Genomic DNA, 19,632 nt, shown 5'->3' with positions numbered 1-19,632 from the left:
ATCAGCCCTGCCGGCCCACCGCACACCTGCATGAAACCGCACGGCTAACGCGGCACAGTGTCGTACTCCAACTCCGGATACCAGTCGCTGCCGCGGCCGCCGGGTGTCATGTCGAGCACGGTCCAGATCGGCATCACATCGGGAGCGCCGCGTGGATCCTGACCCGGGTCCGCTGTCGACGGCCCCATCTCCTCGGCCCAGAAGTGCCGCACCGTACCGCCTGAACGCGTGAACACGTTGAAGGCGGGATTGTCGCCGCCATCCGGAACTTCAGCGGCGTAGTCGCGGTTGAACGTGTTGCCGCCCGACGAATACAGCCGCAGATGCCGCCAGCCGCGCTCTTTCTTGAAGGCCGCCAGCTTGTCGATCGGCGAGCGGCCGATCACCGCAAAGGCCACGCGTTGCAATATGTCGGGCATTTCGCCGTCGTAAGCGCTCAGGAGCGAGGTGCACATCGAACAGGGGCGCTCGCGCTGCGGACCGAACATCCAGTTGTAGGTCACGAGCGTGTCATGCGCGCCGAACATTTCGGAAAGCGTCACCGGGCCCGCTTCGCCCTCGAAGAGATAGTCCTGCGGCACGATACCGCCGGGCGGCAGCGCGCGGCGCTGCGCGGCAACGCGTTCGATATGACGGCGCAATTCGATTTCCTCGGCCAGCAAGTCGTTGCGCGCGCTGCGATATTCGGCGCTCTCACCCGGAAAGCGGGCGGGCGATTCGGCCAGCAGCCGGGCCGGTTTCAAGGCTTGTGCAGATGGGTCTACGTCATTCATCAGCCACCTCCTGTTGCGGTAACAAGGATTAAGGGCGCGATAGCCACGGCACGGCATGACGCGACGCTGCCGCGAGCGCATGTTTTGCCCTTATATAGCCACGACGAACGGCGTGGCGGCGAATCGACAACGTCAGCGAATTATTTTGCGCCGCCTACGCAGCGGCAATCGAAACCTCATTGCAAGGTATCCTTTCCCGAAACAGCATGCGCGCGCCGGCGCACTTTTGCACCGTCACGGCGCCCGCCGCGCCGCCTTTGAGGATGCCCCATGCCGCTTCGTCTGCCCCCGCTGCCCGCGCTCCGTTTTTTCGAAGCGGCCGGCAGGCATCAGAGTTTCAAGCTCGCCGCCGCGGAACTGAACGTCACGCCGAGTGCGATTAGCCACGGTATCGTCGGCCTCGAACAATCGCTGGGCGTCGAACTGTTCGTGCGCGAGCCGCGCGGAATTTCGCTGACGACGGCGGGCGCCGACTATCTGTCGTACGTATCCGAAGCGTTTTCGCTGATCGCGATCGGCACACAACGCCTGCCGAACCACCGTGCGAATCGCCCAATTGCGCTGAGTTGCGCGCCTACGCTCGCCTCGCGGTGGTTGTTGCCGCGCCTCGCCGCCTTTCGCGCACGCTGGCCGGCTGCGAACGTCACCGTCGATACCTCGCACCGTCAGGTCGGCTTTCCCGTCGACGGTTTCGATTTCGCCATTCGCCTGAGCCGCGCCCCGGTCGCGGGGACCGCGTGGACGCGTCTGTTCGGCGAACGCCTGGTGCCGGTGTGCAGCCCCGCGTACGTGCATAAGCTGCGCGACGCGCATGGCAACATCGATCTGCGTCACGCGACGTTCATTCACGTGAACTCGGCGAGCGAAGACTGGCAGGCGTGGTTCGACGGGGTCGCCATCGACGGGGGCGCCATCGACGGCATCGACCTGAACGACGGCTTGCGCGTCGACACGATCCAGCTCGCTTTTGAAGCCGCGAGCATGGGCCTCGGCGTCGCGCTCGGCAGACGGCCGCTGGTCGACCGCGATCTCGCAAGCGGTGCACTCGTCGAGGCCAGTCCACAGACGATCGCATCCTCCACGGCGTATTGGCTGGTGAGCGCGCAAAACACGGATAGCGCGGAGACTCGCCCGGAACTCGCCGACTTCAAACGGTGGCTGCTGAGCGAAGCTGAACCGTTCGCCAATCCATCCGATGCTGCCGATGCGGAATCGCGCCGCGCCAACCACTAAACGCTGCACGCCCCCGTCTGGACAGGTGAGCCGCACTCACCCGTCGTCAAAATCTTTTCTTTTGCCGCTTCTGACGCTCGCTGCGACCATGGTGTCCAAGGAGATCAGAAACCATGTCCACGACAAATAGCAAACGCCTCGCCATCCCCTTGAGTCAAACGACGCTCGTGATCATCGCCGGCGCGCTGATTCTGAGCGCCGCCATGGGCATCCGGCAGACTTTCGGTCTCTTCATCGGACCGTTCTCGTTCGACCGCGGCCTGCCCGTCACGCTGATCGCATTCGCCATCGCGCTGCACAACCTGGTGTGGGGTTTCGCGCAACCGTTCGCGGGCGCGGCAGCGGACCGCTATGGCTCGGCGCCGGTGGTCGCGTTCGGCGCGACGACGTTTGCCGCGGGCCTGGGCGTTGCGGCGGTCGCGCCGTCGGGTCCGCTGCTGATCGTCGGCATGGGTTTGCTGGTCGGCATCGGCGTAAGTTGCACGACATTCGGCGTGGTGTTGCCGGCAGTCGGCCGCATCGCGTCTCCGGAAAAACGCAGCATGGCGATGGGTCTCGTCAGCGCAGGCGGCTCGGCAGGACAGGTCCTAATGATCCCGCTCGTGCAGAGCATTCGGCTCAGCTCAGGCATCGCCACCTCGCTCTTCGTGCTGGCCTTCCTGATGCTGCTGATCGCGCCGCTCGGCATGGTGCTCGACCGGCGCGCGAATGTCGGCATTCAGGTTCAGGAGCCGCCCGCTGCGCCGCTTCGCAAGGTGTTCGCTCAGGCGATCCGGCATCGGGGATATCGACTCCTGACGCTCGGCTTCTTCACCTGTGGATTTCAGCTCGCGTTCATCGCCACCCATCTTCCTGAATATCTGACGCTCTGCCATATGCCTATCGGGCTGGGCGCCACCGCGCTCGCGCTGATCGGCCTGTTCAACATGGCGGGCAGTTGGGGATGCGGATGGCTGGGCGGCCGGTTCCGCCAGCACCACGTGCTCGGCTGGCTTTACCTCATCCGGAGCGTGACGATCGGCGCCTTCTTTCTGCTGCCGAAGACCTCCGCTTCGGTCGTGATTTTCGCGGCGGTGATGGGACTAACCTGGCTCGGGACCGTGCCGCTGACGAGCGGACTCGTGGCGAAAGTGTTCGGCATACGGCACCTCGGCAGCCTCTTTGGCGTCTGCTTTCTGAGCCACCAGATCGGCTCGTTTCTGGGCGCATGGCTAGGCGGCCTGGTGTTCGATCTGACCGGATCGTATTCGCTGCTGTGGGAAGCGACGGTCGTCGCCGGACTCGTTGCCGCGATGCTGCACTTCCCGATCGACGACAAGGCCGTCAGCACGCCCACAATCCGGTCCGAGCCGGCGGCTGCGTGAGGGTTCGGGTGAGAGCGAGCCTGCGAGAGCATGTATCCGCGCGCGCCGCGAGCCCGCTACTCGCTGCTCCGATGCTATTTTCGCGGCGCGTCCGCCGCCGCTTTCGGCACACGGCCCATCAGATAGAACTCGTCGTTCGGCCGCATTGAAATGACGTTGGCCATCCGGTTCGACAAACCGAAAAATGCGGTGATGGCCGCGATATCCCACACGTCTTCATCCGAAAAGCCGTGCTTACGCAGCGTCTGAAAATCGGCATCGTCGACCGTGCCGGATTCGCGGCAGACCTTCAGCGCAAAATCGAGCATCGCCTTCTGACGCGCCGTGATATCCGCCTTGCGATGGTTGACGGCCACCTGATCCGCAAGCAAGGGCGCCTTTTCGTAGATGCGCAGAATCGCGCCGTGCGCGACCACGCAATACAGACACTGATTCACCGCGCTCGTGGCGACGACGATCATCTCGCGCTCGCCTTTGGTGAGGCCACCCTCTTTCAGCATCAACGCGTCGTGGTACGCAAAAAACGCACGGAATTCATCCGGCCGGTGCGCCAGCGTCAGGAATACGTTCGGGACAAAACCGGCTTTCTCCTGCACTTCGAGGATCCGGGCGCGGATGTCGTCCGGCCACGCGCCAGGCTCAGGCACGGGATAGCGGCTGATCGGCTGAAGGTTTGCCATGTTGTGTCTCCGTTGTATCTGTATGTGCACGACGATTGTAACGAACTTCGGCTCGCTGCCGTCCCGGTCAATCTGGCCTTTTGCTCCGCGCTGGGCAGCGACAGGGACAGGCTGCACAGGGGCACCGCAGCACGGTCAATCGCTCCATGCCCTTGCATTTTTTCAGGTACTCAGCCCGCCCCGCAGCGCCATGTCACCAACCTGTGCTTAAATCCGAAGTTCGTGCTGCTGCGTTCGTGCCGCCGGCCAGTTGAACGAGCCATGCAGCCGGCCGCTGTCCGGCAGGAACCGGCCCTGCATAACATGCTCGCGACGCACACCTGCCAGGCACGGGCTGTTCCAAATCCCTTCATCGCATCAAGAGGAGCGTGGTTGTGTGGCATTTTCCGGTTGCTATTCCACCCTCTCTGGGCGTGTGGGCCGTGTTCATGAGCGTGCTCGTCACGCAACTCGGCTTACCGATTCCGGCGGCGCCGATGCTGATCCTCGGCGGCACCATGGCCGCCATGGGCCAGACCACTTATGCCAGCGTCATTGGAGCCGCCGTCTGCGCCACGCTGCTGGCCGACTCGCTTTGGTTCTTCACCGGACGAACCTACGGCCGCCGCTTGCTGAATCAGCTAGTGCGCTTCTCACTCTCGCTCGACACCACCGTCCGTGTCGCACGCAATACCTATGAACGGTACGGCGCACCGATTCTGACCGTCGCCAAATTCCTGCCGGGGCTCGGCTTGATCTCGGCGCCGCTGCTCGGCACCACGCCAATCAACGTCGGCGTGTTTCTGCTGTGGGATTTTGTCGGCGCGATGCTGTGGGCCAGCGTATGGGTGATCGGCGGCGCCGCGCTTGACGATCAGATCGTGCAGCTCGTTCTGCTCGTGCGCAATCACGGCGGCACGATTTTCGACGCGTTCGCAGCGATCTTCCTTGCCGTGCTCGTCTATCGCTATGTGCGCCGGTGGCAGTTTCGCCGCTGGCTCGCGCATATCCGTATCTCGCCGGACCAGCTCGACGAACTGATGAAGTCCAATGAGCCGCCGTTGATCCTCGATGCCCGGCCGCACAGCATCCGCGCGAAAGAATCGCACCGGATTGCGGGCGCGCAGTTGCTGGATCTCGATTCGCCCGAGCCGCTGCATCCCGACTTGCTGAAGCGGCCGATTGTCGTCTACTGCGTCTGTCCTAACGAAGCGACGGCCAAGCGGATCGTCAATCAACTGCATCGCAAGAATATCCATCACGTCCGCGCGCTCAAGGGCGGCCTCGACGCGTGGGAAAAACGTGGTTATCCGGTCGAGCCGCTGCCGCCCGACTTCGAGACGGCTATGGCCCATATGGCGGAAGACGAGGGCAACGAAGGCGAATACACCGTACGGGCGCGATTGGCGAAGTGACGGCAGGCGCTTGAACCCCGCCCGCCCGAGCATAATGAGCCGGCGATAAAAAACCGCTTGCGCATCATCTTCAATGTGTGCACTATGCATATATGCACGTTGCACACATTGAGGTATCGCTATGACGCAGCGCACAGAAAACCTGCTTGGCGTGCTCGCCCTGCTGGTCATGGACGAGATGAACGCGCAGCCTACCGTGGCCGCGCTCGCGGGCCCCACTGCCCGCGCCATGCTCAACGCGGTCGGTCAATATCCCGATTCATCCATTGAAGTATTACGCGAGGCGGTCGATCTTTCGCATCCGGCCGCGGTCCGCGCCGTTGCGGGTCTGGTGGACGCCGGTCTCATCGAAAAGAAATCCGGCACGGATAAACGTTCCGTCGCGCTTGCCTTGACCGCTTCCGGCAAGCGTGAAGCCAAACGCCTCCAAACGGCACGCGACCAGATGCTCCAGCGCATCGTCGGACAGCTCGACGAGCGCGAACGCGGGGTGCTCGAAAGCCTGCTGATCAAGATCCTTTGGAGCGAGACCCGCGATCCGGCGCACGCCATGCAACTGTGCCGCCTTTGCGACGACGGCCCCTGCCTGAAAGCCGGCTGCCCGGTCGAATGCCGCGAACAGGGTCTGCCCATGCCTGCGCGGAGCGGCACATGAATACCGTCGCGCCGGTGCGCTGGCCGGCAATCGCCGCGCTGACCACGGTCTCGGCGCTCTCGCAGATCGGCCAGTTCGGCATCGGCTTCATGGTGCTGCCGGTGTGGCTCGCGCAGCGTGGCCTCGACGCACCGCGCGCCGGCCTCTTCTCCGCTTCGCAATGGACCGGCATGCTGATCGGCTTGTTGATCGCGCCGTGGCTGATGGAGCGGATCGGTGCGAAGCGCACGGTATCGCTCGGTCTCGCCGCCACGGTACTTGCGTTCGCAACGATGAACGCGCTGTGGTGGCCATTGTGGCTCGTGCCCGGTCTGTTGACCGGGCTCGGCATCGGGTTGCGCTGGATCGCCAATGAAACGTGGCTCTATCGGCTTGTGCCGGCCGAATCGAGCGGACGTGTAGTGGGCGTGCACGAAGCGCTGATTGCCAGCGCCGGCGTCATCGGCCCCGCCCTGGCGGTATGGTGCGCAGTCGACGGACGCATTACGTTCGCGGCCGGCGCGGCCTTCACGTTTGCGGCAGCCCTTCCCCTGTGGCTGACCGCGTCGGACGACAAGCCCTCTGCTGTCAAACCAGCACGGCCTGCGCGAACAGACAGCGCCGCGAAAAGCCTCCCTATCGGTCCGATGGTCAGCCTCGGCATGGTGGTCGTCGCGGCAGGCGGCATCGGCGATGGCGCGCTCTATGGCCTCTTCCCGCTCTTTGCCGACGCCCACGGCCTCAACACCACACAGACCGCCACGCTACTCACGCTATTCGGTGTCGGCGGCATGGTGCTGCAATTTCCGGTCGGCTGGTTTGCGGATCGCGCGGGCCTGGCGGCCACGGTGATTGTCTGCGCCGCGCTCAGCACGCTGGCGATCTGCGGTTTCGCGCTCGCCGCGCCCGCCTCATGGCTTGCCGGCGCGAGCGCTTTGCTGCTCGGCGGCATGAACAGCGCGTACATCACACTCGGCATGGTCGCGGCGGCGTGCAGCGACAAGGCCGCGCTCACGCGCAACATGCGGCTGGTGTCGCTCACCTTCACCGCGAGTTCGATCGTGGGGCCGCTCATTGCCGGGTTCGCGATGAAAGCACGCGGTAGCGATATGCTGCTGTGGCAACTGGCGATCATGAGCGGCGCGCTCGTTGTCTACACACTTGGCTTGCGCGAAGGCCGGCGTCAGCCCGATCGATCGTCGTCGATGGGCTAACGCCTGCATTGCGCCGCTTGCGCTTCAAGACGATTGAATGCGCCTAGCGTGCAGCGACCTTCTTCTGCCGCCAAAGACACAACAGATCGCACGCGATATGCGCGGCGGCAATCGCCGTGATCTCGCTCTGGTCATAAGCGGGCGCCACCTCCACCACATCCGCGCCCACCAGGTTCAACGCACCCAGTCCGCGCACGATGGCCAGACCCTGTGCCGACGACAAACCGCCCGCCACCGGCGTACCCGTGCCCGGCGCGAACGCCGGATCGAGACAGTCGATATCGAAGGTCAGATACGCCGGCCGCTCGCCGACAATCGACGTGATCCGCTCCACCGCTGCTCGCGTGCCATGTTCATGGACCCAGGCGGCGTCGAGGATGTTGATCCCCATGAAGTCGTCGTTCCACGTGCGAATGCCGACCTGCACCGAAGTCTTCGGATCGATCAAGCCGTCTTTCACCGCCTTGTAGAACATCGAACCGTGATTCAGGCTGTCCGGGCTATCGTCGGCCCAGGTATCGCAGTGAGCGTCGAAATGGATCAGCGAAAGCGGCTTGCCGTACTTCTCCGCATGCGCGATCAGCAGCGGATACGTAATGTAGTGATCGCCGCCGAGCGTCAGCATTTTCGCGTCCGAACGCAGGATCGTGCGCGCATGCTCGACGATCGATTCCTTGATCGTCATGGGATTGTGCGCGTCGAACCAGCAGTCGCCGTAATCGGTCACGGCGAGATCGTCGAACGGATTGAAGCCCCACGGATACGGATGCAATTCCGACAATTGCACGCTCGCCGCGCGCACCGCCGCCGGGCCGAGACGTGCGCCCGAGCGGAACGTGGTGGCGAGATCGAGCGGCACGCCGGAGACCACGACGTCGACGCCGTCGAGTTCGCGGGTGTACTTGCGGCGCATGAACGACAACACACCCGCATAGGTGTTTTCGATCGACGAGCCATAAAGCGACGGGCGACGGATCGCGCCGTCGCCATAAACGAGTTCAGTCATGGGATGACCTGATACCTAAACATGCCGGAGCCGCACGCGGGGCTTCCAGGTAATGCGTGCAACGTCCGGCCTCGGATTCATTGGGAACGCGACGGCGTTTCTTTCAAACGCCGCCGCGCTGGCTTGCGAATCCTTTAGCGCAGCCGAACGAGCGTGGACTTCAGCTCGGTGTACTTCTCCAACGCGTGCAACGACTTGTCACGGCCGTTGCCCGATTGTTTGTAGCCGCCGAACGGGAAATTCATGTCCCCGCCTTCGTCGTAGCAATTGACCCATACCGTACCGGCGCGCAGCTTGCGCGACACTTCATGCGCGGTGGTGAGGTTCGAGGTCCAGACAGCGGCGGCAAGACCATATTCGCTGTCGTTAGCGATCCTGATCGCCTCTTCAACCGTGTCGAACGTAATCACCGACAACACCGGCCCGAAGATTTCCTCGCGCGCAACCTTCGCACCGGAAGCCGGAATCTCGAAGATGGTCGGCTCGATATAGAAGCCGCCGGTCTCCTGCTTGACGCGCGAACCACCCAGCAGCAGCTTCGCCTCGGCGCGGCCTGCTTCGATATAACCGAGCACGCGTTCGAGTTGCACGTTATCGACGATCGCGCCCATCGAGGTTTGCGGATCGAGCGGATTGCCCGGTGTATAGCTGCGCGCGGCGGCAATCAGCTTGTCGAGGAACACGTCCTTGATGTCTTTGTGCACGAGCAGGCGCGAACCCGCGGTGCACATTTCGCCCATGTTGTAGAAGATCGCACCCGCCGCCGCGTTCGCCGCGCGGTCGAGGTCGGGGCAATCGGGCATCACGATGTTCGGCGACTTGCCGCCGAGTTCGAGCCACACGCGCTTCAGGTTCGATTGACCGGCGTATTGCATGATCAGCTTGCCGACGTTGGTCGAACCGGTGAAGGCGAGACAGTCCACGTCCTGATGCAGCGCCAGCAGCTTGCCCGGTTCGCCCGCGCCGGGTACGACGTTGAACACGCCAGCGGGGATGCCCGCATCCAGCGCGAGTTGAGCGAGGCGAATCGCGGTGAGCGGCGACTTCTCCGAAGGCTTCAAAACCACGCTGTTACCCGCGGCCAAAGCCGGGCCGAACTTCCACGATGCCATCAGGATCGGGAAATTCCACGGCACGACTGCCGCAACGACACCGATCGGCTCACGCGTGACGAGGCCCACCAGATGATGATCGGCCGGCGCGACTTCGCCGCCGACCTTGTCGATCGCTTCAGCGAACCACTCGACGCAATAGGCGGCACCCGGCACGTCCACCGAGGTGGTGTCGGCGATCGGCTTGCCGGCATCCAGCGTTTCGAGCAGCGCGAGTTCGTCCATATGCTCGCGGATCGACGCGGCCCAGCGCAAAAGGATCGCCTTGCGCTTGCGAGGGTTGAGGCCGGACCACACACCGGAATCGAACGCACGGCGTGCGGCTGCCACGGCGGCGTCGACATCCGCCGCACCGCTGTCGGCCACTTTGGCAAGCAGCTTGCCGTCGATCGGGCTCAGGCAGTCGAACGTGCGGCCGCCTGCGGCGTCACGGTACTCACCGTCGATAAACGCACGGCCTTCGATCGAAAGCGTAGCGGCTTTGTCTTGCCAGAAAGCGAGAGATTTCTTGTCCATCAGGATGCCTCAATGTTATGCGCTCGACGCACGCCGGCTCCGACTTCAAGCGGCCTGGAACTGCGTCGCGGCGCGTTGGCGCGGAGTCTTTAGAACGTGGGCGGCGAATTGGCCGACACGATCTCGCAGAGATGCTCCGCGCTGGGATTGCGAAAACGATGCGGTAGACGGCTTTCGAAGTAATAGCTGTCACCGGGGTCGAGCAGCCACGTCACGCCGTCTACTGTCAGTTCGATCTGACCGCTGACCACCACCCCGCCCTCGTGCCCCTCGTGCTCCAGCATTTCCGGCCCGGTATCCGAGAGCGGCTGATAGACCTCACGCAGAATGCCCATGTTGCGGTCTTTGACACTGGAGCCCGCGAGATAGAACTCGATCGACTCATTGCCGAGATTCGGCATGTCGGCGCGGCGCGACACGACCGAGCGTTCCACCTCCACTTCAAAAGTGAAGAACTCGGCAAGACTCATCGGTATGCACTCAAGCAGTTTCTTCAGCGATCCAACCGACGGACTCACCCGGTTCTGTTCGATCAGCGAGATCGTGCCGTTGGTCACCCCCGCCCGTTTCGCCAGCTCGCGCTGGGACAGACCATTCTTCTTACGGATGTACTGCAGGCGGGTCGCAACTTCTATGGACATCGCTAGGTTCTCTGACATGGGAGACGATCGGGCGCGTGGACTCGGGCAACGTGTGCCCGCGAGTGTTGAATATTCTAATCACTTTAATCGTTGCGCCGCTGGGGAAAACCCTGAAAGGATTCCGAAATATGATTTGCGCAACGAATGTTCCCACTGACCCGGATTCCAGGGACACCCTCGGGAAAGCCCTGATAAATCTTTTATAAAAATGATTTGACGGCATTATTGGCTCGTATACGATGGTTCTCAGGCGATCGTCATGCCGACGTCACGAAACACGAACGTGTGTTTTTGACGCAGCGAACCCAGTTCGCAACGGTCAGAGACGGTCATCCCAGCGTCATGTTTCTTTAAACGCCCTGTGCGTTTTTCGAGCAAGCGTTCAATACTTTCAACGTCGCTAGTCGAGTGTAATCGTGAGAGTCCGAGGCCCTTTGGTGAGATGGAATCGAAGTCAGGCGAGTTGTCCTCGCGCTGACGGCGCCATCGCCGACGGCAGCAACGGCAGCCTTGCGTTCCGCCGCTTCCTGTCCGTCTTCACGATCCTGTCCCGCCGTTCAGTTCGACGTCACAACTCCATCTCCGCGCGCGCCTTCATTGCTGTGCGCACGGACGAAGTCGCCTCGCTGCTGCCGTAGCGCCTCCCCCTTTTCCGTCGTTCGATTCGTCCGTTTGCGTGAACGCGCTCTCTCGAGCCATGCGTTTGTGCGTGTGCGGTGCCGTCTGCCGCTTATGCGCTTCATGCGGATCAGATCAGTTGCGCACCGCAACGGGCCGAATCGAACGACACATCTAATTACCACGCGCGGCGCGTCCCGCTGACGACGACCGCCCGCACTACCCGGTGGCCTGACGCCTTGCGTCCGGCTGCGGAATGTTGCCGCGCCGTGTTTAACGTTGTTCATGCCGCGTCCCGCGGGGAACATACACGTCTATCTGATATGCGAAACAAACCCCTTGTCGGCATCAGCGCCGACAGAACGATGATGGGAGTCCACCCGTCGCACGTCACCGGCGAGAAGTACATCGCCGCGATCGTGGACGGCTCGCAGGCGCTGGCCATGTTGCTGCCGGCGCTCGGCGAGCGTCAGTCCACCGAGGACGTGCTGGCTACGGTCGACGGCTTACTGTTCACCGGCAGCTATTCGAATGTCGAGCCGCACCGCTACGGCGGCCATCCCAGCGCGCCGGGCACGCTGCACGACGCTGCACGCGATGCGACGACGCTGCCGCTGCTGCGCGCCGCGATCGCCGCAGGCGTGCCGGTGCTGGCGGTATGCCGGGGCTTTCAGGAAATGAACGTGGTGTTCGGCGGGACGTTGCATCAAAGCGTTCACGCGGTGGCCGGGTTGAACGACCATCGCGAGAACAAGGAAGACGACCTCGACGTGCAATACGCACCGTCGCATTCGATCACGCTGACGCAGGGCGGCTTGTTGCAGCGCCTCGCGGGCGGCACGAATGAAGCGCGTGTGAATTCATTGCACGGTCAGGGCGTCGAGCGGCTGGGCGTGGGTCTGGTGGCAGAAGCCACCGCGCCGGACGGGTTGATCGAAGCGATGAGCGTGAAAGATGCGCGTGCCTTCGCGCTGGGTGTGCAGTGGCACCCGGAATGGAAGCATGCCAACGACGCGCTTTCCACCGCGATCTTCCGTGCCTTCGGCGAAGCCTGCCGCGATCGAATGCGCACCAAGGCCGGCTATGGCGCGGCATCCGCCGCTGCCACGCATGCCTGAGCCGGTCGCGCACCAAAACTGAGAGAATAACCATGCATGAAATCGACGACTTCCTGAAGAAGAACCGCGTCACCGAAATCGAAGCGATCATTCCGGATATGGCCGGGATCGCACGCGGCAAGATCATTCCGCGCAGCAAGTTCGAATCCGGCGAATCCATGCGCTTGCCGCAGGCGGTGATGATCCAGACCGTCACAGGGGACTATCCGGAAGACGGCACGCTCACCGGCGTCACCGACCCGGACATGGTCTGCGTTCCCGACGCCAGCACCATCCGCATGATCCCGTGGGCCGTCGATCCGACCGCCCAGGTGATCCACGATTGCGTTCACTTCGACGGCACGCCCGTCGCGATCTCGCCGCGCCGTGTGCTGCGCCGCGTGCTCGAACTGTACAAGGCCAAAGGCTGGAAGCCGGTCATCGCGCCCGAGCTCGAGTTCTACCTGGTCGACATGAACAAAGACCCGGATCTGCCGCTGCAACCGCCGATCGGCCGTACGGGCCGTCCGGAGACCGGCCGTCAGGCGTACTCGATCGAAGCCGTCAACGAATTCGATCCGCTGTTTGAAGACATCTATGAATACTGCGAAGTGCAGGAACTGGAAGTCGACACGCTGATTCACGAAGTCGGCGCCGCGCAGATGGAAATCAACTTCATGCACGGCGATCCGCTGAAACTCGCCGACAGCGTGTTCCTGTTCAAGCGCACGGTGCGTGAGGCCGCGCTGCGTCACAAGATGTACGCGACTTTCATGGCCAAGCCGATGGAAGGCGAACCGGGCTCAGCGATGCACATGCACCAGAGCCTCGTGGACGAAGAAACCGGCCACAACCTGTTCACCGGTCCGGACGGCAAGCCCACGTCGCTTTTCACGGGCTATATCGCGGGCCTGCAGAAATACACGCCAGCGCTGATGCCGATTTTCGCGCCGTACATCAACTCGTATCGCCGCTTGTCGCGCTTCATGGCTGCGCCGATCAACGTGGCTTGGGGTTACGACAACCGCACCGTGGGTTTCCGCATTCCGCATTCGGGCCCGGCTGCGCGCCGCATCGAAAACCGCATTCCGGGCGTGGACTGCAACCCGTATCTGGCGATTGCCGCAACGCTCGCCGCCGGCTATCTCGGCATGACGCAGAATCTGGAGCCGACCGAGCCGCTGCTCAGCGACGGTTACGAACTGCCCTACCAGTTGCCGCGCAATCTGGAAGAGGGGTTGACGCTGATGGGCGCGTGCGAACCGATGGCCGAGATTCTCGGCGAGAAATTCGTCAAGGCCTACCTCGCACTGAAAGAAACCGAATATGAAGCGTTTTTCCGCGTGATCAGTTCGTGGGAACGCCGGCATTTGCTGCTGCACGTCTAAGATCTATTTCAACGACGTCGCCCGCAAACGCAAAAAATTGGAGGCAGTATGAGCTACAGAACAGAAGAAGTCGCTTACGTGCAGCCGGCACAACCCGCTGGCGCAGCACAAGCCGCACAACAGCAACGCAGCACCGCCGAATACCGCGCGCTCGACGCCGCGCACCACATCCATCCGTTTTCGGATATGGGTTCGCTCAATCGCAGCGGCAGCCGCGTGATCGTCAAGGCACAGGGCGTGTACCTGTGGGATTCGGATGGCAACAAGATCATCGACGGCATGGCCGGTTTGTGGTGCGTGAACGTCGGGTATGGCCGCAAGGAACTGGCCGACGCAGCGTATCGCCAGATGCAGGAACTGCCCTTCTACAACACCTTCTTCAAGACGACACACCCGCCGGTGATCGAACTGTCGGCCCTGCTCGCAGAGCTGGCGCCGGAACCGTTCAACCACTTCTTCTATTGCAACAGCGGCTCGGAAGGCAACGACACCGTGCTGCGCATCGTTCACCAATACTGGGCGACGCAAGGCAAGCACTCGAAGAAGTTCGTCATCTCGCGCAAAAACGGCTATCACGGTTCGACGATCGCGGGCGGCACGCTGGGCGGCATGGGCTACATGCACGAACAGATGCCCTCGAAGGTCGAGAACATCGTGCATATCGACCAGCCGTATTTCTTCGGCGAAGCAGAAGGCAATCTGACGCCGGAAGAATTCGCTCTGGCCCGCGCGCAGCAACTGGAAGCAAAGATTCTCGAAATCGGCGCGGACAACGTGGCCGCGTTTATCGGTGAGCCTTTCCAGGGCGCGGGCGGCGTGATTTTCCCGGCTTCAACGTATTGGCCGGAAATCCAGCGCATCTGCCGCAAGTACGACATCCTGCTGGTCGCCGACGAAGTGATCGGCGGTTTCGGCCGGACCGGCGAATGGTTCGCGCATCAGCACTTCGGTTTCGAGCCGGATCTGATCACGCTGGCCAAGGGCCTGACGAGCGGCTATGTGCCGATGGGCGCGGTCGGTCTGCACGATCGCGTCGCCAAGGCGATCATCGAAAATGGCGACTTCAATCACGGCCTCACCTACTCCGGCCACCCGGTGGCCGCGGCAGTAGCGGTAGCCAATCTGAAGCTGCTGCGCGACGACAAGATCGTCGAGCGCGTCAAGACCGACACGGGTCCGTACTTCCAGAAGAAGCTGCGCGACACCTTTGCCAATCACCCGATCATCGGTGAAATCTCCGGCGCGGGTCTGGTCGCCGGTCTGCAACTCGCAGAAGACCCGAAAGCACGCAAGCGTTTTGCCAATGGTGGAGAAGTCGGCACGATCTGCCGCGACTTCTGCTTCAACGGCAACCTGATCATGCGCGCCACCGGCGACCGGATGCTGCTGTCGCCGCCGCTCGTGATCAACAAGCTGGAAATCGACGAGATCGTTGCGAAGGCCAAATACGCCATCGACGCGACCGCACAACAACTCGGAATTTCGTAACGGCAGTTCGTTCCGGCATGGGCACACCCACGATACGCGCTCATGCCGGTTCTTCACATCAAGGGAAAAAACCATGAGCGTTTGTCATCTTCGTCATGCGGTCGCGGGGGCCGCGCTTCTCGCCTTCACGGGTTTTGCGGCGTTGTCGGTTACGCCGGCCCTTGCGGCCGACACGGAACTGAATGTGTACAACTGGTCGGACTACATCGCGAAGGACACGATTCCAAACTTCGAGAAGCAGGACGGTATCAAGGTCAAGTACGACAACTACGATAGCGACGATACCTTGCAGGCCAAACTGCTCGCAGGCAGCTCCGGTTATGACATCGTGGTGCCGACGTCGAACTACATGGCCAAGCAGATCCAGGCCGGCGTATATCAGAAGCTCGACAAGTCAAAGCTGCCGAATCTGTCGAACCTCGACCCCGTGTTAATGAAGATGATTTCCGACGCCGATCCGGGCAATCAGTACGGTGTGCCCTGGGCTTACGGTACCGACGGTATCGGCTACAACGTGCAAGCCGTGCAGAAGGCACTCGGCGCCAATGCACCGGTGGACAGCTGGGCCCTCGTGTTCGACCCGGCCAATCTGTCGAAGCTGAAAGGCTGCGGCGTGTCGTTCCTCGACCAGGCGGTCGACGTATTCGCCGCGACGCTGCAATACATGCATAAGGACCCGAACAGCACGAACCCCGCCGACTATCAGGCCGCGTTCGAAGTGCTGAAGAAAGTCCGCCCGTATATCACCCAATTTAATTCATCCGGCTACATCAACGACCTCGCTAACAACGACATCTGCGTCGCGGTGGCATGGTCGGGTGACGTCGGCATCGCCAGCCGCCGTACCGCGGAAGCCAAGCGTTCGTATCAGGTGAAATTCTCGAACGTCAAGGAAGGCGGTCTGCTGTGGTTCGACGTGATGGTGATCCCGAAAGATGCACCGCATCCTGAAGCCGCGCTGAAGTGGATCAACTACATCGAAGATCCGAAGGTCAACGCAGCCATTACCAATGAAGTGTTCTACCCGACCGCGAACAAGGCCGCGCGCCAGTTCGTCGTTCCGGGTGTCGCACAGGACACGACCGTTTATCCGGGCGACGAAGTGTTGAGCAAAATGACACTGATGAAACCGATGCCCACCGACATTCTGCGCCTTGAAAATCGACTTTGGGCGCAGCTTAAAACCGGCCATTGATTAAGCCAAACTAAAAAGAATCGATCCCGCGCTCAGGGATCGCTTGAACCCTGAGCGCATGAATGGCAGTAACGGTAGTCAGCCTGCGTGCTTAAGTCCCACCTGTGCGCAGTCCCATGTTTTCCGATCGCAGCGCATCTTGCGAGCCGCTTCCCGCGACTCGTATGGAGACACTTGCGCTCGCGATCCGCAAGGAATGGTTACATCATGAACTCGACGACACAAACAAGCGTAGCCGGCGCCACCCAGATGGCCCGCCCCGCACCGACGACAAAATCGAAATCGGACGAATTCGTTCGCATCGAAAATGTCGTAAAGAAATTCGGCGACAGTACTGCTGTCGACAACGTCAATCTGAGCATTGCGAAGAATGAATTGTTCGCGCTGCTCGGCAGCTCCGGCTGCGGCAAGTCCACGCTCCTGCGCATGCTCGCGGGGCTCGAGTCGGTCACGTCCGGCCGCATTTTCGTCGACGGCGAAGACCTCGCCGCGATGCCGCCGTACAAGCGGCCGGTCAACATGATGTTCCAGTCGTATGCGCTGTTCCCGCACATGAGCGTCGAAGCGAATATCGCGTTCGGCCTCAAGCAGGAAGGCACGCCCAAGAACGAGATCAAGGAGCGTGTTGCCGACGCGCTCAATCTCGTGCAGATGAGCAAATACGCGCAACGCAAGCCGCACCAGCTCTCAGGCGGACAGCAGCAGCGTGTGGCGCTGGCCCGCTCGCTCGTCAAGCGCCCCAAGCTGCTGCTGCTCGACGAGCCGATGTCGGCGCTCGATAAGAAGATCCGTCAGAAGACCCAGCTCGAACTGGTGAACATCATCGAGAAGGTCGACGTGACCTGCGTGATGGTGACGCACGATCAGGAAGAAGCCATGACGATGGCCGGGCGCCTCGCCGTGATGAGCGAAGGCCGCATCGTGCAGATCGGCTCGCCCAGCCAGGTGTACGAATTTCCGAATAGCCGCTTCTCGGCCGAGTTCATCGGCTCGACCAATCTGTTCGAAGGCACCGTGGTCGCGGATGAGCCGGACCATATCTTCGTGGAAAGCGAAGACCTCGAATCGCGCATCTACGTGAGCCACGGCATTACCGGCCCGCTCGGCATGCCGGTGGGCATCTCGGTGCGTCCGGAACGCGTCAAGGTCTCGCTCGACAAGCCCTCGACGCCGCATAACTGGGCACGCGGCGTGGTCTCGGACGTCGCGTACATGGGCAGCTATTCGCTGTATCACGTGCGCCTGCCGAGCGGCAAGACGGTCGTGTCTAATCTCTCCAGCTCGCACCTCATGAGCGAAGGTGCGCCGTCCTATAACGACGACGTGTTCGTCTACTGGTCGCCGGCTAGCGGCGTGGTGCTGACGCAATGAGCAATCCCACTACCTCCCCCGCGGCGCTCGGCGCGCCGTCCGGCAGCCGTTTGCTCGGCTCGCTGAAAAAACGCCTCTCGTTCCTGGTGCCCTCGGGCCGCACGACCGTGATCGGCGTGCCGTTCATGTGGCTCTTCGTGTTCTTCGCGTTGCCGTTCGTGCTGGTGCTGAAAATCAGCTTCGCCGATCTGCGCCTGGGCATTCCACCGTACACGGATCTCGTGACGGTCAAGGACGGCATGGTGCACTTCGCCATGCAGCTCAGCCACTACGCCTTCCTGCTGCAGGACGATCTGTACGTCGCCACGTACATCAGCTCGCTGAAGATGGCCGCAATCTCGACCTTCTTCTGCCTGTTGATCGGCTACCCGATTGCGTACTACATCGCGCGTTCAGAGCCGACCAAGCGCAACCTGCTGATGATGGGCGTGATGCTGCCGTTCTGGACGTCGTTCCTGATCCGCGTCTATGCATGGATCGGCATCCTGAAGGACGACGGCCTGCTCAATCACACGCTGATGGCCATCGGCATGATTCATTCGCCGTTGCGCCTCTACCACACGGATATTGGCGTCTATATCGGCATGGTTTATTCGTATCTGCCGTTCATGGTGATGCCGCTGTATGCGCACCTTGTGAAGATGGATCTGACGCTGCTCGAAGCGGCCTACGACCTCGGTTGCAAACCGTGGACCGCGTTCACGCGCATCACCTTGCCGCTGTCGAAGAACGGCATTATCGCCGGCAGCCTGCTGGTGTTTATTCCGGCGGTCGGCGAGTACGTGATTCCTGAACTGCTGGGCGGCGCCGATACGCTGATGATCGGCCGCGTGATGTGGGATGAATTCTTCAACGATATGGACTGGCCGATGGCATCCGCTGTCACCGTCGCGATGGTTCTACTGCTGCTCGTGCCGATGGCCGTGTTCCAGTACTACCAGGTCAAGGAACTGGAAGGTGCGAAATGATCAAGCCTAATAGAACGCTTTCCAATAGCGTGCTGACGTTCGGATTTCTGTTTCTGTATATCCCGATCATCAGCCTGGTGGTGTATTCGTTCAACGAGTCGAAGCTCGTCACGGTCTGGTCCGGCTTCTCGCTCAAGTGGTATGGCGCCTTGCTGCAAGACGGCGAACTGCTCAGTGCAGCGTGGCTGTCGCTGAAAATCGGTCTGCTGACCGCGTGTGCATCGGTGGTGATCGGTACGTGGGCCGGTTTCGTGCTGGCGCGTTTCGGACGCTTTCGCGGCTTCACGCTGTTCGCCGGCATGATCAACGCGCCGCTCGTGATTCCTGAAGTGATTCAGGGCATCTCGCTGCTGCTGCTGTTCGTCGCGCTCGAACAGATGCTCGGCTGGCCAAAGGGTCGTGGCCTCTTCACGATCTGGATCGGCCACGTGATGCTGTGCGTTTCGTACGTGGCGATCATCGTGCAATCGCGGGTGAAGGAGCTCAACAAGTCGCTCGAAGAAGCCGCACTCGATCTTGGCGCCACGCCCTTCAAGGTGTTCTTCCTGATCACGCTGCCGCTGATCTCGCAGGCTCTGATGTCCGGCTGGCTGCTGTCGTTCACGCTGTCTTTCGACGATCTCGTGCTCTCCGCGTTCCTGTCCGGTCCCGGTTCGACCACGCTGCCGCTCGTCGTGTTCTCGCGTGTTCGTCTTGGCCTGAATCCGGAAATGAACGCACTGGCCACGATCTTCATCACCACGGTGACGATCGGCGTGATCGCTGTGAACCGCTGGATGCAGGTGCGTGAACGCAAGCGTAACCGCGACATGCAGATGGCTTTCGCACTCGCCGAAGCCGCCGACCCTTTGCCGTTAGCACCACAACAAGCCGCCGTACGGAAATCGCTCGATACGGCACGCGCATAAGAAGTCCTTTTGCAATACGACCAATAAGGAGA

Annotated in this window: 18 protein-coding genes; 13 read left to right on the top strand and 5 right to left on the bottom strand. The window is 61.8% G+C overall.

Annotated elements, in window-relative coordinates; all coding sequences use genetic code 11:
- Positions 1-44 precede the first annotated feature (44 nt).
- The gene (locus tag KHO33_RS01225; RefSeq protein WP_054042836.1) at positions 45-773 is read right to left on the bottom strand and encodes a DUF899 family protein; all 729 of its coding nucleotides are present in this window, start codon (positions 771-773) and stop codon (positions 45-47) included.
- A gap of 270 nt (positions 774-1,043) precedes the next feature.
- Here KHO33_RS01225 and KHO33_RS01220 point away from each other — a divergent pair, with 270 nt between their 5' ends.
- Together KHO33_RS01220 and KHO33_RS01215 are read left to right on the top strand one after the other, a co-directional pair.
- Positions 1,044-2,006, top strand: a complete 963-nt coding sequence (locus tag KHO33_RS01220; RefSeq protein WP_200561966.1) for a LysR substrate-binding domain-containing protein — start codon at positions 1,044-1,046, stop codon at positions 2,004-2,006.
- A gap of 113 nt (positions 2,007-2,119) precedes the next feature.
- Complete coding sequence (locus tag KHO33_RS01215; RefSeq protein ID WP_200561968.1) at positions 2,120-3,370, top strand: MFS transporter; 1,251 nt, start codon at positions 2,120-2,122, stop codon at positions 3,368-3,370.
- Between the two features lie 74 nt (positions 3,371-3,444).
- On the opposite strand, the gene KHO33_RS01210 is transcribed toward KHO33_RS01215, so the two are convergent.
- The gene (locus KHO33_RS01210) at positions 3,445-4,050 is read right to left on the bottom strand and encodes a peroxidase-related enzyme (protein WP_200561970.1); all 606 of its coding nucleotides are present in this window, start codon (positions 4,048-4,050) and stop codon (positions 3,445-3,447) included.
- 374 nt (positions 4,051-4,424) lie between these two features.
- On the opposite strand from KHO33_RS01210, the gene KHO33_RS01205 reads away from it, so the two are divergent.
- From KHO33_RS01205 to KHO33_RS01195, 3 genes are all read left to right on the top strand, one after another.
- A complete protein-coding gene (locus tag KHO33_RS01205) occupies positions 4,425-5,444 on the top strand; it encodes a VTT domain-containing protein (protein ID WP_200561972.1) in 1,020 nt (339 codons plus the stop codon).
- 121 nt (positions 5,445-5,565) lie between these two features.
- Complete coding sequence (locus KHO33_RS01200) at positions 5,566-6,099, top strand: MarR family winged helix-turn-helix transcriptional regulator (protein WP_200561973.1); 534 nt, start codon at positions 5,566-5,568, stop codon at positions 6,097-6,099.
- Positions 6,096-7,292 carry an MFS transporter gene (locus tag KHO33_RS01195; RefSeq protein WP_200561975.1) on the top strand — a complete coding sequence of 399 codons (1,197 nt, stop codon included), beginning with the start codon at positions 6,096-6,098 and terminating at the stop codon, positions 7,290-7,292. The genes KHO33_RS01200 and KHO33_RS01195 overlap by 4 nt, the downstream gene beginning before the upstream one ends.
- 43 nt (positions 7,293-7,335) lie before the next feature.
- On the opposite strand, the gene speB is transcribed toward KHO33_RS01195, so the two are convergent.
- The 3 genes from speB to KHO33_RS01180 all read right to left on the bottom strand — a co-directional run bounded on the left by speB (position 7,336) and on the right by KHO33_RS01180 (position 10,567).
- Positions 7,336-8,298: an agmatinase gene (gene speB / locus KHO33_RS01190; protein ID WP_200561977.1), complete on the bottom strand. Its 963-nt coding sequence runs from the start codon at positions 8,296-8,298 to the stop codon at positions 7,336-7,338.
- Positions 8,299-8,432: 134 nt separating this feature from the next.
- Positions 8,433-9,926: an aldehyde dehydrogenase gene (locus KHO33_RS01185; RefSeq protein WP_054042829.1), complete on the bottom strand. Its 1,494-nt coding sequence runs from the start codon at positions 9,924-9,926 to the stop codon at positions 8,433-8,435.
- An 89-nt stretch (positions 9,927-10,015) separates the two neighbouring features.
- Positions 10,016-10,567: a cupin domain-containing protein gene (locus KHO33_RS01180; RefSeq protein ID WP_054042828.1), complete on the bottom strand. Its 552-nt coding sequence runs from the start codon at positions 10,565-10,567 to the stop codon at positions 10,016-10,018.
- Between the two features lie 434 nt (positions 10,568-11,001).
- Between KHO33_RS01180 and KHO33_RS01175 the strand changes: the two genes are divergently transcribed.
- The 8 genes from KHO33_RS01175 to KHO33_RS01140 all read left to right on the top strand — a co-directional run bounded on the left by KHO33_RS01175 (position 11,002) and on the right by KHO33_RS01140 (position 19,600).
- Positions 11,002-11,205 carry a hypothetical protein gene (locus tag KHO33_RS01175; protein WP_035516723.1) on the top strand — a complete coding sequence of 68 codons (204 nt, stop codon included), beginning with the start codon at positions 11,002-11,004 and terminating at the stop codon, positions 11,203-11,205.
- 303 nt (positions 11,206-11,508) lie between these two features.
- Positions 11,509-12,303 (top strand): gamma-glutamyl-gamma-aminobutyrate hydrolase family protein, encoded by a 795-nt coding sequence (locus tag KHO33_RS01170; protein WP_054042827.1) that lies wholly within the window; start codon positions 11,509-11,511, stop codon positions 12,301-12,303.
- A 32-nt stretch (positions 12,304-12,335) separates the two neighbouring features.
- Complete coding sequence (locus tag KHO33_RS01165; protein ID WP_154565606.1) at positions 12,336-13,670, top strand: glutamine synthetase family protein; 1,335 nt, start codon at positions 12,336-12,338, stop codon at positions 13,668-13,670.
- Between the two features lie 48 nt (positions 13,671-13,718).
- Entirely contained in the window at positions 13,719-15,158 is a 1,440-nt protein-coding gene (locus KHO33_RS01160) for an aspartate aminotransferase family protein (protein WP_200561979.1), read from the top strand.
- Positions 15,159-15,231: 73 nt separating this feature from the next.
- A complete protein-coding gene (locus KHO33_RS01155) occupies positions 15,232-16,353 on the top strand; it encodes a polyamine ABC transporter substrate-binding protein (protein WP_093645074.1) in 1,122 nt (373 codons plus the stop codon).
- 207 nt (positions 16,354-16,560) lie between these two features.
- Positions 16,561-17,724 (top strand): ABC transporter ATP-binding protein, encoded by a 1,164-nt coding sequence (locus KHO33_RS01150; RefSeq protein WP_372341852.1) that lies wholly within the window; start codon positions 16,561-16,563, stop codon positions 17,722-17,724.
- Positions 17,721-18,692 carry an ABC transporter permease subunit gene (locus KHO33_RS01145; RefSeq protein ID WP_200561981.1) on the top strand — a complete coding sequence of 324 codons (972 nt, stop codon included), beginning with the start codon at positions 17,721-17,723 and terminating at the stop codon, positions 18,690-18,692. Before KHO33_RS01150 ends, KHO33_RS01145 begins: the two co-directional genes overlap by 4 nt.
- A complete protein-coding gene (locus KHO33_RS01140) occupies positions 18,689-19,600 on the top strand; it encodes an ABC transporter permease subunit (protein ID WP_054042825.1) in 912 nt (303 codons plus the stop codon). Before KHO33_RS01145 ends, KHO33_RS01140 begins: the two co-directional genes overlap by 4 nt.
- Positions 19,601-19,632 lie beyond the last annotated feature (32 nt).

The organism is Paraburkholderia nemoris (assembly GCF_905221015.1).
GTDB lineage: Bacteria > Pseudomonadota > Gammaproteobacteria > Burkholderiales > Burkholderiaceae > Paraburkholderia > Paraburkholderia nemoris.
This window is presented reverse-complemented; position numbering and strand designations above follow the sequence as displayed.

Coding starts and splice junctions, on each gene's coding strand:
- KHO33_RS01145 (WP_200561981.1), top strand. CDS start 17,721: ATGAGCAATCCCACTACCTCCCCCGCGGCGCTCGGCGCGCCGTCCGGC.
- KHO33_RS01140 (WP_054042825.1), top strand. CDS start 18,689: ATGATCAAGCCTAATAGAACGCTTTCCAATAGCGTGCTGACGTTCGGA.
- KHO33_RS01220 (WP_200561966.1), top strand. CDS start 1,044: ATGCCGCTTCGTCTGCCCCCGCTGCCCGCGCTCCGTTTTTTCGAAGCG.
- KHO33_RS01150 (WP_372341852.1), top strand. CDS start 16,561: ATGAACTCGACGACACAAACAAGCGTAGCCGGCGCCACCCAGATGGCC.
- speB (WP_200561977.1), bottom strand. CDS start 8,298: ATGACTGAACTCGTTTATGGCGACGGCGCGATCCGTCGCCCGTCGCTT.
- KHO33_RS01185 (WP_054042829.1), bottom strand. CDS start 9,926: ATGGACAAGAAATCTCTCGCTTTCTGGCAAGACAAAGCCGCTACGCTT.
- KHO33_RS01225 (WP_054042836.1), bottom strand. CDS start 773: ATGAATGACGTAGACCCATCTGCACAAGCCTTGAAACCGGCCCGGCTG.
- KHO33_RS01200 (WP_200561973.1), top strand. CDS start 5,566: ATGACGCAGCGCACAGAAAACCTGCTTGGCGTGCTCGCCCTGCTGGTC.
- KHO33_RS01155 (WP_093645074.1), top strand. CDS start 15,232: ATGAGCGTTTGTCATCTTCGTCATGCGGTCGCGGGGGCCGCGCTTCTC.
- KHO33_RS01165 (WP_154565606.1), top strand. CDS start 12,336: ATGCATGAAATCGACGACTTCCTGAAGAAGAACCGCGTCACCGAAATC.
- KHO33_RS01195 (WP_200561975.1), top strand. CDS start 6,096: ATGAATACCGTCGCGCCGGTGCGCTGGCCGGCAATCGCCGCGCTGACC.
- KHO33_RS01160 (WP_200561979.1), top strand. CDS start 13,719: ATGAGCTACAGAACAGAAGAAGTCGCTTACGTGCAGCCGGCACAACCC.
- KHO33_RS01180 (WP_054042828.1), bottom strand. CDS start 10,567: ATGTCCATAGAAGTTGCGACCCGCCTGCAGTACATCCGTAAGAAGAAT.
- KHO33_RS01215 (WP_200561968.1), top strand. CDS start 2,120: ATGTCCACGACAAATAGCAAACGCCTCGCCATCCCCTTGAGTCAAACG.
- KHO33_RS01170 (WP_054042827.1), top strand. CDS start 11,509: ATGCGAAACAAACCCCTTGTCGGCATCAGCGCCGACAGAACGATGATG.
- KHO33_RS01210 (WP_200561970.1), bottom strand. CDS start 4,050: ATGGCAAACCTTCAGCCGATCAGCCGCTATCCCGTGCCTGAGCCTGGC.